Raw genomic sequence first — 17,077 nt, 5'->3', positions numbered from 1 at the left:
ACACCAGGCGCAGCACCTCCGTCCGGCAGTTCCAGCCGGTTTCGAACCGTCGCTGCACCGCTTTGCCAAAGCGCCACCAAAACCCTTATATTCGGGCGTTTAACCACGCAGCGAGCGCATGGACCTCATCAGCATCCGGGGCGCCAGAACCCACAATCTCAAGAACATCGACCTCGATCTTCCGCGCGACAAGCTGATCGTGATCACCGGGCTGTCGGGCTCGGGCAAGTCCTCGCTCGCCTTCGACACGATCTACGCGGAAGGCCAGCGGCGCTACGTCGAATCGCTGTCGGCTTACGCCCGCCAGTTCCTGTCCATGATGGAAAAACCGGACGTCGACCACATCGAGGGGCTGTCGCCGGCGATCTCCATCGAGCAGAAATCGACCTCGCACAATCCGCGCTCCACCGTCGGCACCATCACCGAAATCTACGACTACCTGCGCCTGCTGTTCGCCCGCGCCGGGATTCCGCGCTGCCCGGAGCACGGGGTATCGCTGGAGGCGCAGACCATCAGCCAGATGGTGGACCACATCCTGGCCCAGCCGGAGGGCTCGCGCTGGATGCTGCTGGCGCCGGTGGTAAGCGAGCGCAAGGGCGAGCACGTGCAGGTGCTGGAAGAGCTGCGGGGACGCGGCTTCATCCGTGCCCGTATCGACGGCGCGGTGTACGAGCTGGACGAGCCTCCCAAGCTCGACCTGCGCAAGAAGCACAGCATCGAGGTGATCGTCGACCGCTTCAAGGTGCGCTCCGACCTGGCCCTGCGCATGGCCGAGTCGTTCGAAACCGCGCTCAAGCTGGCCGAAGGCATCGCCATCGCCGCCTCCATGGACGACGAGGCTCAAGAGATCGTCTATTCGGACAAGTACGCCTGCCCGCATTGCGGCTACTCGCTGAGCGAACTCGAGCCGCGGATCTTCTCGTTCAACAACCCGCGCGGCGCCTGTCCCGAATGCGACGGCCTCGGGGTCAAGCAGTATTTCGATCCCGGCCTGATCGTCCACAATCCGGAACTGAGCCTGGCCGGCGGTGCGGTGCGCGGCTGGGACCGCCGCAATGCCTATTACTACGGCATGATCCAGTCGCTGGCCGAGCACTACGGCTTCGATCCGGAGGAGCCGTTTTCCAGCCTGCCCTTACATGTGCGGGAGGTGATCCTACACGGCAGCGGCAGCGAAGTGATTCCGTTCAAACTGATGTCGCCGAAGGGCACCGCCCTCGTCCAGCGCTACACCTTCGAAGGCGTGATCCCGGTCATGGAGCGGCGCTACCGCGAGACCGATTCCACCCTGGTCCGAGAGGAGCTGGCCAAGTACCTGTCGAGCAAGCCCTGCCCCGCCTGCGAAGGCACCCGCCTCAACCGCGGCGCCCGCCACGTTTTCGTGGGCGACACCAACCTGCCGGGACTCACCCATCTTCCGGTCCGGCGCGTGCTGGAGTTCTTCGACGGGCTCGAAATGAGCGGGCGGCGCGGCGAGGTGGCGGCCAAGATCGTCAAGGAAATCCGCGCCCGGCTGCAGTTCCTCATCAACGTCGGGCTGGACTACCTCAGCCTGGACCGCAGCGCCGATACACTCTCCGGCGGCGAGGCCCAGCGCATCCGCCTGGCCAGCCAGGTCGGCGCCGGCCTGGTCGGCGTCATGTACGTGCTGGACGAGCCGTCCATCGGCCTGCACCAGCGCGACAACCAGCGGCTGCTCGACACCCTGATCCGGCTGCGCGACATCGGCAACACCGTGATCGTGGTCGAGCACGACGAGGACGCAATCCGGCTGGCCGACCACGTGGTCGACATCGGCCCCGGCGCCGGCGTGCACGGCGGTCGGGTCATCGCCCAGGGCACGCCGGAAGATGTGATGGCCGCGCCGGAATCGATTACCGGCCAGTACCTCTCCGGCCAGCGCCGCATCGCCGTACCGGCCGAACGCAATCCGCCCGATCCCGAGCGCCGGCTGGCGGTGCGCGGCGCCGGCGCCAACAACCTCAAATCGCTCGACGTGTCGATCCCGGTCGGGCTGCTGGTCTGCGTGACCGGCGTATCCGGCTCGGGCAAGTCCACCCTGGTCAACGACACCCTCTACCCCGCCGCCGCCCGCGAACTCAACGGCGCCTCGCTGACCCCGGCGGCCTGTAACGGAATCGAAGGGCTGGAGCACTTCGACAAAGTGGTGGACATCGACCAGAGCCCGATCGGGCGGACGCCCCGCTCCAATCCGGCCACCTACACCGGATTGTTCACGCCGATCCGCGAGCTGTTCGCGGCGACACCGGAAGCGCGTTCGCGCGGCTACACGCCCGGCCGTTTCAGCTTCAACGTCAAGGGCGGACGCTGCGAAGCCTGCGCCGGCGACGGCGTCATCAAGGTGGAAATGCACTTCCTGCCCGACGTATTCGTGCATTGCGACGTCTGCAAGGGCCAGCGCTACAACCGCGAAACCCTGGAAATCCGCTTCAAGGGCAAGACCATCCACGAAGTGCTGGCGATGACGGTGGAGGAAGCCGCGGCGTTCTTCTCGGCCATCCCGGCGGTGGCGCGCAAGCTCCAGATGCTGATGGAAGTCGGCCTCTCCTACGTCACCCTGGGCCAGAACGCCGTCACCCTGTCCGGCGGCGAAGCCCAGCGCGTCAAGCTGGCCCGCGAGCTGTCGCGGCGCGACACCGGTAAGACCCTGTACATCCTCGACGAACCCACCACCGGCCTGCATTTCCACGACATCCAGCAGCTCCTCAACGTCCTGCACGAACTGCGCGACCGCGGCAACACCGTCATCGTCATCGAACACAACCTGGACGTCATCAAGACCGCCGACTGGATCATCGACCTCGGCCCCGAAGGCGGCGAAGGCGGCGGGCGCTTGGTGGCGGAAGGTACGCCGGAACAAGTCGCGGCGAATCCGGATTCGCATACGGGGAGGTTTTTGGCGCCGTTGTTGGAGCGGGGGCGGAGACCTGATTCGCCTTGAAGGTCATGGTGGTAAGGGTGGAAACAAGTGATCGACCATGTGGGGGCGAATCGGCTTAGATGGTTTTAGAAAGACTGAGAGATTGCACGGAGCGTCATTGCGCGGCGTTCTATTCTGTATAGTGCTCTAATTAGTAATTCTTTCGTAGCAACTTATGCCTAAAAGCGGAGGTGCCTTGTGAGGGGTCAGTGGCTCGGAAGCTATGAAGGCAGCACTACAGGAAAGCTAATGATCAATATCGACGAAGTCGATGATCATTACGAAGGCGTCGCATACATGCAACCCGAATTGCCAGACATCCCGGGTACCGCTGTCTACCTGCGAACCGAATCCAAAGGCACGGAGCATTCAGCGACTGCATATACTTTCCCAATCGACCCGCGTACTGGCGATCGGACGTCCTGGGATGAGATTAAGGAGTTATACCCGCCAGGCACATCCTATTCCACGAAAGCCGAAGTTAATCTGAACCTATCTGGCGAAACACTCACTATAGATGGGGTCTCTGATATCGGCGTGACTCTGAGAGCGGTTTTAGAACGGCCACCGGAAAGCGCAGAGTCAAAGATTGAAGGACAACGGATGTCTTGGCCGGACTTTAAATTATACGTTGCCACGATCTCAAAAAATGGATATCTATTTCGTGGCCAGCAAAAGCCATGGAGACTCCGCACGTCGTTCCACCGCCGGGGTCGTTACAGAATAAGCGAGTTCATAGCCAAAGATGTCAAGCAGTTACATCAAAGACTGAGCGCGATCACGTCTCACTTCTTCGATCTGACGGTGCCAGATCAGAATGGCGCATTTTTCAATCTGCTACAGCACCACGGCTACCCCACACCTTTGCTTGATTGGTCACATTCTCCTTATGTGGCTGCATTTTTTGCATTTAGAGACAGGCCAATCGGATATCGCGGAGAAGAGTTGGTCCGTATTTATATGTTCAATAATCGCGAATGGCAGAAAAGATATAGACAAGTCCAAACCCTCGATCCACCTTTTCCCCATCTCTCGGTGATGGAGTTCATCGCCATTGGTAATCCACGGCTAGTCCCACAACAAGCGGTTACAACTGTAACCAATTTGCACGATATCGAAGCGTATATCTTAGAGAAGGAAGCAGAGGCGGACATTAGTCTACTCGAGGCAGTAGATATACCTGCCAATGAACGAGAACTTGCTATGACAGACTTGCGCTTCATGGGTATCACAGCAGGTTCAATGTTTCCAAGTATTGACGGGGTTTGCGAAGAAATGCGGGAGCGTAATTTTGATAGATAGCCCGCGTAGGTCCGATTAGCGCAGCGTAATCGGACGAATGGCCGGCGTCGGCGATAACGCTTACTTCAAGAGCGGAAAACGGACATGCCAAACTATCGACGCGCGTTCGTGCCCGGCGGTACTTGGTTCTTTACGGTCAATTTGCTGCAGCGCTACGGCAACGATCTACTGGTCCGCGAGATCGGCTTGTTACGCGAGACGGTGAGGCGAGTACGTTCGCGTCACCCTTTCCGAATCGATGCCTGGGTGGTGTTGCCGGATCACTTGCATTGTGTGTGGACCTTGCCGCCCGGCGATAGCGATTTCAGCCTACGATGGCGCTTGATCAAGAGCGGATTCTCGCGTGCATTGCCCAAAACCGAACGCCGGTCGGATATCCGCAAAGCTGCCGGGGAACGCGGAATATGGCAGCGTCATTATTGGGAGCATTTGATCCGAGATGATGCTGATTATCAACGGCATGTGGATTATGTGCATGTGAATCCACTTAAACATGGACATGTCATGCGTGTACAGGATTGGCCTTATTCCACCTTTCACCGGTACGTTGCGAAAGGGGTTTATTCGGCGGATTGGTGCGGCGACGTTGGAGTTTCGATAGGTGGCGGCGAATGACATTCGTCCGATTACGCTGCGCTAATCGGACCTACGCGAACTATTCCACCTTTCACCGATACGTTGCGGAAGGGGTTTATTCGGCGGATTGGTGCGGCGACGTTGGAGTTTCGGTAGGTGGCGGTGAATGACATTCGTCCGATTACGCTGCGCTAATCGGACCTACCTGAAATTGGCGCATGGCGATGGGTAACGCAATCCCGGACGAGAGACACGATGTGATTTGCCGCTGCAGCGGCACGACCGCCCAGCAAATCAGGCGGCAATTCGATAAGGGCGTTATTGATATCGACGGGATATCGAGAGCGACGGGCGCATGCTCCGGTTGCGGGGCTTGCGATACCGATATTATGGCGCTGCTGGAAGAATACCTTTTAACCGTTTCCCCCTGTCCGGGCTGATGTCTGAACCGCCCTGCCTCCCTCTTGCCTGCCGAAGCAAAGTGCAGCTACAATTCGAATGCCCCGTCACCCTCTATAAATTCGAGATATGAGCTACAAAGCCAGCCTCGTCAAACTCGCGATCAAGTGGACCCCGAAATTCCTGGTTTTGTGGGTCGCAAACATTATTCTCAAGGGCATCGCGGAGCTGACTTATTTTGCGTTCGACATCGAGACACGAAAAGCTTACGTCGCAATCAACCTTGCGGGCGAATCGGAAACGATTGAAGTGTGGCTTGAAAACTTTTATATCGTCGGCGACGAATCGTCCCATCAATTCGTCATCCAGCAGGCACGGTCCAACAGGCTCTGGCTGAATAACCTGCTCGCCCAGGTGACGGGAAGAGCCTGGAAGATTCCGGCAATGCCTCAGTATTCGGCTCAGCTCAAACTTGTTGCGGAGCTGCTGGAAGCAAAAGGCTGACGGGAGAATCCCCGCTCATCCATCCACCTAGTCTGGCTGGGCAATAGCTTTATCCGCGGCTGGCCGAAGTTACTTTCGGCTCAAGCCGCAGCAGACCTGCGCTCTCCCAGATATCCGGCAATATGTTCGACCGCAGCCTCCACGCCTCCGGAACGGTCCAGGCTGTTTCCCAGACTGTGGGCCCGCTTCCGATAGTCCGGCGACGACAGGATGGTTTTCAAGGCTTTCCGCAAACTCTCGGCGTCCACCGTGCCATAAGGCGGCGACGTCTGCAGCGCAATTCCTGCCCCATGCCTTTCCATTTCCACGGCGACCACCGCCTGTTCCGGCTGCTGGGGGATGGCGATCATCGGCACGCCATGCATGAGGCTTTCATGCACGCTATTGAGTCCGCCATGAGTCACGAATATATCGGCTCTTTGCAGAATGCCGAGCTGAGGTACCGACTGTCTGACTATGAAATTGCCGGGAACGGCGCCGAGCTCCGATATGTCAGCCTGCTTCCCGACGGACAGGATAAAAAGACCGTCTTCCTGGCCGAACGCTTCAAAACATGTCCGGAAAAACCCGGGATTGCGCGCCAGCGTTCCCAGCGAGATGTAGACGAGCGGGCGCTTGTTCAGGCTCGAGTAATCGAAGTCGGCATGTTCTTTCCTGTGCTGAACTGTCGGACCGACAAATTTGTAATCTTCCGAAAACAGCAAGCCGCTCGGCTGAAATTCCCGCGATGTAAAAACGATGTTGAGGTCGCCAATACACATGCCGGCAGCCGGCAGGGAGGCTGGAAATATGCCCTGCCGAGCCCTCATCCTTGCCGAAAATAGCAAATATTCGGGAATAACAAGGCAATATTTGACAAGCAAATCCAGCGCCACCCTCAGTTTCGGCCGATAGGTTTTTGCTGTCAGCACAAAGGTGGTGAAGAACGCCACCCTGGGGATTCCGGCATGCTTTCCGGCCAGCATTCCCCAACTTGCCAGGGAGTCGTGTATCAAACCGTCGGGGCTTTCCGATCGGATCAATTCCTGGCAATAGGGATAAAGCTTTTCGCTCAACCTGACCAGATCGTACATGTTCCGGACGATATCGCCTCGACCGGCGCTCTCATCCATATAGCTTTCCATGAAGTCCGACTCCGGGTACGGAATGAACTTCGCTCCCGTCGCCTCGATGGCGGCCCTGTGGCTTTCGGTGTTGACGTAGACGACCTCGTGGCCCCGGCTGACGAGCTCGCGTATGACCGGAAGCGTCGGATTGACGTGTCCCGTCGAGGGTATATTGAAATAGAGTAACTTTGACACTCGAATATCCTTAGCAGGCCGAAGACCCGTTGCACCCGGATTTCGTCATGACGATGCGCTGGGCGAAGGTCCGCCGGCGATGAGACGCATGACTCGCAAACCCGGCGTGCGGCCTGTCAATTCCCCGCTACCGTCATGGATTCGATCAGTATCGATCCGGTGCGGACGTTGCCCCGCAGGTCGACGTCGTTGCCGATGGCGGCGACGTGGCCGAATATGTCTCTGAGATTGCCGGCGATCGTGATTTCCTCGACCGGGAACCGGATTTCGCCGTTCTCGACCCAGTAGCCCGCCGCGCCACGCGAGTAGTCGCCGGTGACGATGTTGACGCCCTGTCCCAGCAGTTCGGTGACGATCAGCCCGGTGCCCATCCGCCGCACCAGGGCATCGAAATCCTCATTGCCCGGGTCGAGGATCAGGTTGTGGACGCCGCCGGCATTGCCGGTCGTTTGCATCCCCAACTTGCGGGCGGAATAGGTGCTCAGCACATAGGATTCGAGCACGCCGTTCCGGACCAGGTCCCGCGCCCGCGTCGCCACGCCTTCGGCATCGTACGGCGCACTGCCGAGCCCGCGAGGCAGGTGCGGCAGTTCGTGGATGTGGACGAACTCGGGGAAGATGCGCTGGCCCAGAGCATCGAGCAGGAACGAGGACTTGCGGTAGAGATTGCCGCCGCGGATCGCCGCGATCAGATGGCCGAGCAGGCTGGAAGCCACGTCGGCGGCGAACAGTACCGGGCATTGCCGGGTCGACAGGCCCTGCGCGCCGAGGCGGCGCACGGTGCGCTCGGCGGCCTTGCGCCCTACCGCCTCGGCGGCTTCCAGTTCGGCCGGATTGCGCGCCACGGTCCACCAGTCGTCGCGCTGCATGCCGCCCTCGCTCTCGCCGATCACGGAACACGACAGGCTGTGGCGGCTGCTGGCGTAGCCGTGCAGGAAGCCCAAGCTGTTGCCCAGTACCCGCACGCCTTCGAAGGCGTTGAGGCTGGCCCCTTCCGAATTGGTGATGGCATCGGAATAGCCGCGCGCCGCGGTTTCGCAGGCCAGGGCCAGTTCGATGCCTTGGTCCGCGTCCAGCGCCCACGGATGGTAGAGGTCGAGTTCCGGAATGTCCTTGGCCAGCAGCTCCGCTTCGGGCAGGCCGGCACAGGGGTCTTCCGCGCCGTAGCGGGCGATGCGGCAGGCCGCGCCTACGGTTTCGGCCAGGGCATGCTCGCTGAGGTCCGTGGTGCTGGCCGAGCCCTTGCGCAGTCCGTAATAGACCGTGATCCCGAGGCCCTGGCTGCGATGGTGCTCGATGGTTTCCACTTCGCCCAGCCGGACGGTGAGCGAGAGGCCCTGGTCGGCGCTGCAGCCGACTTCAGCCGCACTCGCGCCCTGTTTCACCGCCTGGTCCAGGCAGAACCGGGTCAGGCCCTCGAGCGATTCGAGTTTCGCGCGCTGCCCGCTGTTGGTATTCGTCTCAGACACTGGTGCCTCCCACCGTCAATCCGTCGATCTTCAGGGTCGGCTGGCCGACCCCCACGGGCACGCTCTGCCCGTCCTTGCCGCAGGTTCCCACGCCCGGGTCGAGTTCCAGGTCGTTGCCGACCATGCTGACCCGCGTCAGTACGTCCGGCCCGTTGCCGATCAGAGTGGCGCCGCGCACCGGGCGGGTGATGCGGCCGTCCTCGATCAGATAGGCCTCGCTGGCGGAGAACACGAACTTGCCGGAGGTGATGTCGACCTGGCCGCCGCCGAAATTGCGGGCATACAGGCCCTTGGACACGGAGGCGATGATTTCCTCCGGCGCGTGCTCGCCCGGCAGCATGTAGGTGTTGGTCATGCGCGGCATGGGCAGGCACTGGTAGGATTCGCGGCGGCCGTTGCCGGTGGGCGCCACGCCCATCAGGCGGGCGTTGAGCTTGTCCTGCATGTAGCCCTTGAGGATGCCGTTTTCGATCAGCACGGTCTGGCGGGTGGGGGTGCCTTCGTCGTCGATGTTCAATGAGCCGCGGCGGTTCGCCAGGGTGCCGTCGTCCACCACCGTGCACAGGGGCGAGGCCACCCGCTCGCCGACCCGGCCGCTGAAGGCGGACGTGCCCTTGCGGTTGAAATCGCCTTCCAGGCCGTGGCCGATCGCCTCGTGCAGCAGGATGCCGGGCCAGCCGGGGCCCAACACCACGGTCATGGTGCCGGCCGGGGCGTCGCCGGCCTCCAGGTTGACCAAGGCCTGGCGCACCGCTTCGCGCGCATAGCCCAGCGCCCGGTCCTGTTCGAAGAAGAAACCGTAGTCGGTACGTCCGCCGCCACCGGCGCTGCCCTGTTCGCGCCGGCCGTCGCTTTCGACGATGACGCTGACGTTGAGCCGCACCATCGGCCGCACGTCGCCGTGCATCGTACCGTCCAAGCCGAAGATCAGCACCGAGGAATAGCCGCCGGAGAGGCTGACGAACACTTGCTCGACGCGGGGATCGGCGCGGCGGGCTTCGGCGTCGAGGCTGCGCAGCAGGTCGATCTTGGCTTCGGCGGACAGGGAGCCCAGCGGATCGACCGGGGCATACAGCCGTGGCGCGTCCTGGCCGCCGGGAACGGCGATGCGGGCGGCATGGCCGCCGCGGGCGATGCTGCCTGCATTGTGCGCCGCCTCCAGCAGCACCGGCAGCGCCAGTTCGTCGCTGTAGGCGAAGCCGGTCTTCTCGCCCGACACCGCGCGCAGTCCGGCGCCCTGTTCGATGCCGTAGGAACCCTCCTTGACGATGCCGTCTTCCAGCGACCAGGACTCGTAATGGCTGGACTGGAGATAGACGTCGGCATCGTCCACCGCCTCGCCCGCCATCCGGGCGAGGACCTTTTCGATATCCTGCGGGATCAGGCCGCAGGGTTCCAGGATCGCTCGTTCGGCGATCGCTACGATTTCATTTGCCATGATTACTCAAATCGTTGCTATGGGCGCTCAGGCGCAATGCAAGCGCCGGTGTTCGAGCACCGGGAAGGAGGCGCGCACCTGGGCCAACCGCTCGCGGTCGATTTCGGCGCAGACGATGCCGGCGCCCGTGGGCAGCGACGCCAGCACCTTGCCCCAAGGATCGACCACCATGCTGTGACCGAAGGTCTCGCGCCCGTTCAGATGGAAGCCGCCCTGGTTGGACGCCACGGTATAGCAGAGATTCTCCACCGCCCTCGCCCGGACCAGGATCTCCCAGTGCGCCGCACCGGTGCGCGCGGTGAACGCCGCCGGCACAGCGAGCAGGTCCAGCCCCTTCTGCGCCATGCGGCGGAACAGCTCGGGAAACCGCAAATCGTAGCAGATGGCGACACCCAGCGCGCCGAACGGCGAATCCAGCACCAACGGCTCGGTGCCGGGTTCGATGGTCAGGGATTCGCGGTAGGTCTCCTCGGTGCCCGGCACCACGACATCGAACAGATGGATCTTGTCGTAGCGGCCGACCCGGCGCCCGTGGTCGTCATAGACCAGACACGATGCCCGCACCCGGCCGTCCCCCGCACTCATCGGCATCGTCCCGCCGACCAGCCAAACCTTGTGGCGCTCGGCCGCACCCGCGAGAAATTCCTGGATCGGCCCGCTGCCATCGGTTTCCGCCACGCCGAGCTTGTCGGTTTCCGTCATGCCCATGATCGCGAAATTTTCCGGCAGGACCACCAGCTTGGCGCCGGCGGCCGCGGCCTGCTTGACCAGACGGCCGGCCTCCAGCAGATTCGCCCCGACCGCCGGTCCGGAAGCCATTTGAACCGCTGCACAAATCATTTTCTTCATTCCTTAATCTCTCTACCAGTAACGATCCACCAGCAACGCAGGTGGCTTTCGACGGCTGGCCCCTCAAACGGGCCTGACTGCCGCCAAGCAAACGCCAGGCCATCGCCCCGGCACGGCCTCATGGCAGGCCATCCTGCCTGCCGCCCGTCGGGTATATGCAAATCCGCTCCCGGCGGATGGGTCCGGCAAGCCGTGCCGGCATGACGGCCAACCAAAATGGGACAAAACCCCACGCCGGGAGTTGTCAAAGTTCGAGAGCTCCCGGCTCAGCCCTGCGGTTTTCCGAGGATAATAATTCAATCGATTCTTTGCCGTCCCGGCGTCATTCCTGCGGCGTATCGCCCGACGCCTTCGTGATGACCGGATTGTCCAGGCTGCCCTTGACCAGATAGCGCGTCTGGGTCAGCCGCTCCACTTGTCCGTCCATCATCTTATCGGCGACGAACACGCCGGCCCCCACCGCAGCCCCCACCGCCGGCCCGAGCGGACCGCCCATGAGCACACCGGCCACGGGCAGGGCAAGGCTGGTGTTGGGTATCACCGTCACGACCTGGTCGACCTCACGAGTCGCCAGCTTCACGCCGCCGTTGATGACGATCTTCGCCGCCACGCCGTCGACCACGAAACCCTTGGTCTCGGCCCGCCCGTCGGCGATGTCCAGCTTGCCGGCGATGCCGTCGTAGGCCATGCCGGCGCCGAACAGGTCGGAGAAGTCCAGACTGAGGCGCCGCCACAAGGCATCGACGTTGAACAGGCCGAGGAACCGGCCGATCCCGACATCCACCTTCAGCAACGCCCCCTTACCCAGCTTCAGGTCGACCGTGCCCGCGAGATTGGCGGACGAGACCCCGAACGGCGTCTCCGCCCAGTTCAGCGCGTAGTTCACGTCCGCCGGCGTATCCCGGACGACTTCCGGGTAGCCCAGCACCGCCGCCAGCATGCCCGAATTCTTCACCTTGAGCCTGCCGCTGATGCGGGTCCTGTCGGTGCCGCCCTGGCGCGTCCATTCGCCCCGCTCGACGGCAAGTTCGTGATTGTCGGAACGCAAGCTGGCCGAACGCAGGGTAATGCCGCGCGCCTGGCTGTCCACCTCGACCTGCAGCCGACCGACGTCGAACCCGTGCCAGAGCACATGGCGGCCGACCAGGCTCAGCGACGGTACGCTGCCCGGATGCAGGGTGTCCAGCCAGGAATCGGTCGAAGCGACCGCTTTCTCGTCCAGCCGGGACAGTTTGACGAAATCGAGGTCGGCCTTGACGTTGGATAACCGCCCGCCGGCCATGTCCGCGTCGAATCCACCCTTCACGTAGTCCGAATCGATCACGCCCCGGAAGCCGCCCGTGCGCGAGACCGCCTGCACCGCCACGGGGCCTTTCGCCTTGCCTTCCCACAGTACCTGTCCCACCTGCACGTCCAGCGCTTTGACGTCCATTCCGATACCTTCGCGTCCGCCGCCGGCGGCAACGGCGAAGACGTCGGCCCAGGGTGCCAGATCCAGGCTCGGCGACCGGACCAGAACGCGCAATCCGGAACCCTCTGCGCTCTTCGGCAGCCCGGTTCCGACCGCGAGCTGCACGCCTTTCAGGCGGTAATCGACGCCCGCGAGGTCGAAACGCGCCGCTGCGTCCGCGCCATAGCTCAGGTCGGCGCGCATGGCAGCGCCCCCCAGACGGGTGTCGAGGCGGACCGTCCGCCGCTCGCCCTGGGCCTTGCCCAAGGGCGCCGGCAAGACCACCTTCGTGCCGACGAGGTCCGAACTCAGGGTCAGCGGCACGCCCTCGGTTTGCTCAGTGCCGGTGGGCAGTTTGACATTCACGGTCAGAGGAACTGCCCCCGCCAGATAGCGCCAGGCGGGGTTCGGAAACCTGTCCTTGAGCGCTGCCACCGGAAACTGGCCGCTGACATCGACGTCCAGCGTATCGCCATTGCGCCGGGCCCGTGCGGACACGGCCTGGCGCAGCCAGGTTCCCTGCAGCCGGCCCGATGCCAGCCCATCCTCGGAGAATCCCAGTTCGCCTTTGGCATCCTCGACCCGCTCATCGAGCCCGGCGATCTCGATACGGGTCCGGCTCAGCCGAGCGGTGCCGTTCAGCCTGAACGGCGGCGCCCTGCTCTCCAGCGGCACTTTCATGGCCAGATCGAGCAAGGCATCCCCCTCGGCCGTCATCACCGCATCCACCTTACCGGCCACGGACCGAAGCGGGGTCGTCCGGAAAAACTCGAGGCACTGCGCCAAAGTCGCCGACACCCGACCTTCGATACCGATGACCGCGCCCTTCGCCAAATCGGCGATCCCGGCCTTGGCGCCGCGTATCTCGCCGCCGGCCAGGCGGGCAGCGGCCGCCTCGATCTCCATTCCCGGCCCGGAGAAACGGACCGTCCCGGCGGCATCCTCCAAGGGGGGCCACTCCGGATCGTAGCGCAGGCGCACGCCGGAAAACCCGATGTCGGCCTGAAATATCCCCTCGCCCTTGCGAAACGGAAACGCCGCCAGCGGCCCCTCGAAACGGAGGCGGGCGCCGTCCAGCCGGCCATGCTCCAGACTCTCGCCGAGCCAGTGGCCCAGCAGAGGAAAGGCCTTGGCCGGGAAATAGCGCTGGAACCGGGACACTTCCGCCGCCCCGGTCTCCGCCCGCAGATCGAGCCGAAGCCCCTGGCCCGCATCCCGGCTGACGCCGAACGACGCGGACAGGGACCAGTCGCCGGTTTCCAGGCTTGCCCGGTCGGTGCGTACCGCCCAGCCTCCGCCGGTTCGCTGCCAGCCCAGATGCATGCCTGCCCGCTTCACCAGAAGAGGCTCGGCCAGCATCCCGGCCAGGTCCAGCACGCCATCCTGCATCCCGATCACCGCCGCGCCCCGCTCGTCGCTGCCGCAGATGCGGCCGCCGAGGCCGGCTGCGCCGGGCAGACCATCGCGGGCCGGGAACGAGACGCCGCCGAAGCGCGCACAGAGGCCGAAGCGCTGGTGGCCTGCGTTCTCGTAGCCGAAACGCAGCGCATCGACCGTGCCCGACGGCGCGGAACCGGGCAAGCCGAGCATGGGCCACATCGGCTTGAGGTCGTCGAGGGCCACAGTGTCGGCGGCAGCAAACGCCGATTCGACGGCGCCGCCCGAGCCACGGCTCACCGCGAGGGCCAGCCGGGACAGCGGCCATTCGTGCCCCGCAGACACCACTTTCAGCCGCTGTGCGTTCATCCGCCAGCCATTCGCTTCGCGGTGCCAGAATACGTCACCCGCAATGGCGGCCAGCGCGAGTCCCGGCGCGTTCCCGTTCTCGCCCGGCAAATGCTCGATGCGAACATTGCGGCCGCCGAAGCGCACCGCAAGCGACTCGATGCGGCCTGCGGACAGCTCTGCCCAGACCCGCACGTCGGCCAGGCCGGACCCCAGACGGAAACCCGCCGGCAATTCGTCGTCCAGGGCGGTCCGAGCCAGATCCTCGGCATCGGCATAGAGCCGGCCCGAGAGTGTGCTGGATTCGAACAAGTCCCCGCGCAGATCGAAACCGACCCGCACGGTATCCGCCAGCGCCGCCGGCGGGTCCAGGCTCACGCTCAGGCGGTGGCGGTCGCCGCGGCTGACCAGCAGCAGATCGACGTCGCCCAGTTCGAGCCTGGCGCCGCCTTGCTGGATATCCTGCCAATCGATCCGGCAGTCGCTGATCCGGAAAGAACCCAGGGCGCGAAGCCAGGCCGGAATCGTCTCGATCGCATGCAGGCCGACGATCCCGAAGCTGCCGTCGGCGAGGCGACGCAGGGAAAGCGGGGTGCCGCGCAGTTCCAGCCAGGCCACCCGCAGGTCGCGCGCCATCAGCGAGGCCATGGCCGCTATACCGAACCGTATCTCGGCGAAACGGAGGGCTTCGGCGCCCGCGTCGTCGAGGACGGAGACCTCCCGCAACACCAGTTCCAGCGTCCCGGTCCACATCGTGGCCGAAATATGGCCGATCCGGATGTTTTCGCCTCCGAGCTGGCCTATCCGCCGTTCCAACTGCCCCTTGAACTCGTCGATTCCGGGTATCAGCCACAGCCGGAACGCCGCGGACCCGGCAGCGAGCCCGAGCAGCGCGGCGAGCGCTCCGTAACGGACCGCGCGGGCGGAAACGCGAAGGATTCTTTTCAAAAGACCGGTAGCCGCATGGAAATATCGACAGGGAACCTCGCCCGAAGGCGTCGGCGGATTCTCCCACGCCGGCCGGTTGCCCGCAAAACGCCGGCGGATCGCGGGAAGCGCTTATCTAGAGAATCACGACATCGTACTGTTCCTGGTTGTACTGCGACTCGGCGCGGAACTTGATCGGGACGCCGATGAAGGATTCGAGTTCGGACAACGTGTCCGCCTCCTCGTCCAGCAGCCGCTCCACCACCTCGTTGGACGCCAGCACAAGCAGTTCCTGGACCTGGTACTGGCGCACCTCGCGGATGATCTCGCGAAAAATGTCCAGGCAGGTCGTTTCCGCCGTCTTCAGCACGCCGCGCCCGCCGCAGGCGGGGCAAGGCTCGCACAGCACGTGCTCCAGGCTTTCGCGGGTGCGTTTGCGGGTCATCTCCACCAGCCCCAGCGGCGACACCTCGCTGATGGTGTTCTTGGCGGGATCGCGCTCGAGGTGCCGGGTCAGGGCCTGCAGGACCTGGATCTTGTGCTCCTCGTCCCGCATGTCGATGAAGTCGATGATGATGATGCCGCCCAGGTTCCTCAGCCGGAGTTGGCGGGCGATGGCCTGGGCCGCTTCGAGGTTGGTCTTGAAGATGGTTTCCTCGAGATTGCGCCCGCCGACGAAGGCGCCGGTGTTGACGTCGACCGTGGTCATCGCCTCGGTCTGGTCGAAGATCAGGTAGCCGCCGGACTTGAGCGTCACCCGCCGCTCCAGCGCCTTCTGGATTTCCTCCTCTACGCCATAGAGGTCGAACAGCGGCCGCTCGCCGGCGTAATGCTCGATCATCGGAGCAATCTCGGGTACGAACTCACGGGCGAACTTCGTCAGCCGCGCATGGGTTTCCCGCGAATCCACCCGGATCTTGTCCACCCGGGTGCGGCGCAGGTCGCGCAGCACGCGCATGCTCAGGGGCAGGTCCTCGTGCAGCAGCATCTTGACCCGTGCGGTCTTGATCCGCTGGGCGATGGAGTTCCAGAGCTTGAGCAGGAACAGCATGTCCGCCCGCAGCATGGCCTCGTCCACGCCCTCCGCCGAAGTCCGGGCGATGAAGCCGCCGGTGCCGTGCTCGCGCTGGAAGGCTTCCACGCAGGCGCGGAGGCGTATTCTTTCGGCCTCGCACTCGATCCGCTGCGACACGCCCGAAGTCTTGGCGAACGGCATGTAGACTTCGTAGACCGACGGCACCGAAATCTCGGTGCTGAGGCGCGCGCCCTTGGTGCCGAGGGGGTCCTTGACGACCTGCACGGCGATCTCCTGGCCGTCCTTGAAGATGGCCTCAATCTTGTCGGTGCCGGCTTTTTCGCGCTCCACCGCGCTCAGGTCGGAGATGTGCAAAAAGGCCGCCCGTTCCAGGCCGATGTCGACGAACACCGCCTGCATGCCGGGCAGCACCCGGCAGATCTTGCCCTTGTAGATGTTGCCGACCAGGCCACGGCGGCGGGTCCGCTCGATCAGCACTTCCTGAACCACCCCGTTTTCGACGAGGGCGACGCGGGTTTCCGGCGGGGTGATGTTGATCAGTATCTCGTCGCTCATGGCGGGGCTCCGGCCAGCAGGCGCCCGGTCCCCAGCCCCAGATGTTCCAGTAGGCGGGCCGTTTCCAGCAGCGGCAGGCCCATGACGCCCGAAAAGCTGCCGCGAAGCTCGGCCACGAACAGTTCGCCGCGGCCCTGGATGGCATAGGCGCCCGCCTTGTCCGCCGGTTCGCCGCTGGCCCAGTAGGCGTCGATCTCCTCCAGGGCGATGTCGCGGAACCGCACCCGGCTGACGCTCAGCGCCTCCCAGTGGCGGTCGCCCCGGCGCAGGGAAACCGCGCTGAGCACCTCATGGGTTCGGCCCGACAGCCGGCCCAGCATCTCGCGGGCATGCTCCGGCCCCTGCGGCTTGCCGAAGATGTGGCCGTCGAGCACCACCTCGGTGTCCGCCGCCAGCACCGCCGCATCGTCCGGCGCCATCGTCCGGCCTTGCGCGGACTTGTCGGACGCCGCCCGGCGCACGTAGTCCTCCGCGGCCTCCCCGGACCGGGGCAGTTCTTCGACCTCGACGGCGAGCACTTCGAACGGCAGGCCGAAGCGGCCCAGCAGTTCGCGGCGCCTGGGCGAGGTCGAAGCGAGGATCAGCTTGAGGTCTTTGGCCTGCAT

The 17,077-nt window shown here is 63.8% G+C and carries 12 protein-coding genes; 5 read left to right on the top strand and 7 right to left on the bottom strand.

Annotation, left to right across the window (positions count from 1 at the left end; translation table 11 throughout):
* The first annotated feature begins 118 nt into the window (after positions 1–118).
* From uvrA to OOT43_RS15030, 5 genes are all read left to right on the top strand, one after another.
* Positions 119–2,962 carry an excinuclease ABC subunit UvrA gene (uvrA, locus tag OOT43_RS15050; RefSeq protein WP_266021376.1) on the top strand — a complete coding sequence of 948 codons (2,844 nt, stop codon included), beginning with the start codon at positions 119–121 and terminating at the stop codon, positions 2,960–2,962.
* A 228-nt stretch (positions 2,963–3,190) separates the two neighbouring features.
* Positions 3,191–4,243, top strand: a complete 1,053-nt coding sequence (locus OOT43_RS15045; protein ID WP_266021375.1) for an FRG domain-containing protein — start codon at positions 3,191–3,193, stop codon at positions 4,241–4,243.
* 84 nt (positions 4,244–4,327) lie between these two features.
* Entirely contained in the window at positions 4,328–4,858 is a 531-nt protein-coding gene (locus OOT43_RS15040; RefSeq protein ID WP_266021374.1) for an REP-associated tyrosine transposase, read from the top strand.
* Between the two features lie 179 nt (positions 4,859–5,037).
* Positions 5,038–5,259, top strand: a complete 222-nt coding sequence (locus OOT43_RS15035; RefSeq protein WP_317134004.1) for a (2Fe-2S)-binding protein — start codon at positions 5,038–5,040, stop codon at positions 5,257–5,259.
* An 88-nt stretch (positions 5,260–5,347) separates the two neighbouring features.
* A complete protein-coding gene (locus OOT43_RS15030) occupies positions 5,348–5,722 on the top strand; it encodes a hypothetical protein (RefSeq protein ID WP_266021373.1) in 375 nt (124 codons plus the stop codon).
* A gap of 80 nt (positions 5,723–5,802) precedes the next feature.
* On the opposite strand, the gene OOT43_RS15025 is transcribed toward OOT43_RS15030, so the two are convergent.
* The 7 genes from OOT43_RS15025 to OOT43_RS14995 form a co-directional block, all read right to left on the bottom strand.
* Positions 5,803–7,023: a macrolide family glycosyltransferase gene (locus OOT43_RS15025; protein ID WP_266021372.1), complete on the bottom strand. Its 1,221-nt coding sequence runs from the start codon at positions 7,021–7,023 to the stop codon at positions 5,803–5,805.
* Positions 7,024–7,139: 116 nt separating this feature from the next.
* A complete protein-coding gene (gene pmbA, locus OOT43_RS15020; protein ID WP_266021371.1) occupies positions 7,140–8,492 on the bottom strand; it encodes a metalloprotease PmbA in 1,353 nt (450 codons plus the stop codon).
* On the bottom strand, positions 8,485–9,930 hold the full coding sequence (tldD, locus tag OOT43_RS15015; protein ID WP_266021370.1) for a metalloprotease TldD: 1,446 nt from the start codon (positions 9,928–9,930) through the stop codon (positions 8,485–8,487). The genes pmbA and tldD overlap by 8 nt, the downstream gene beginning before the upstream one ends.
* Positions 9,931–9,957: 27 nt before the next feature.
* Positions 9,958–10,779, bottom strand: coding sequence for a carbon-nitrogen hydrolase family protein (locus OOT43_RS15010; protein ID WP_266021369.1), 822 nt, complete (start codon positions 10,777–10,779; stop codon positions 9,958–9,960).
* Between the two features lie 322 nt (positions 10,780–11,101).
* Positions 11,102–14,902 (bottom strand): YhdP family protein, encoded by a 3,801-nt coding sequence (locus tag OOT43_RS15005; protein WP_266021368.1) that lies wholly within the window; start codon positions 14,900–14,902, stop codon positions 11,102–11,104.
* Positions 14,903–15,017: 115 nt separating this feature from the next.
* Positions 15,018–16,472 (bottom strand): ribonuclease G, encoded by a 1,455-nt coding sequence (gene rng, locus OOT43_RS15000; RefSeq protein ID WP_266021367.1) that lies wholly within the window; start codon positions 16,470–16,472, stop codon positions 15,018–15,020.
* Positions 16,469–17,077 (bottom strand): Maf family protein, encoded by a 609-nt coding sequence (locus OOT43_RS14995; protein WP_266021366.1) that lies wholly within the window; start codon positions 17,075–17,077, stop codon positions 16,469–16,471. The genes rng and OOT43_RS14995 overlap by 4 nt, the downstream gene beginning before the upstream one ends.

This window comes from Methylococcus mesophilus (assembly GCF_026247885.1).
In the GTDB taxonomy this organism is placed as follows: Bacteria; Pseudomonadota; Gammaproteobacteria; order Methylococcales; family Methylococcaceae; genus Methylococcus; species Methylococcus mesophilus.
The sequence above is the reverse complement of the archived record's forward strand: the minus strand, read 5'-3'. Positions and strand labels throughout refer to the sequence as shown.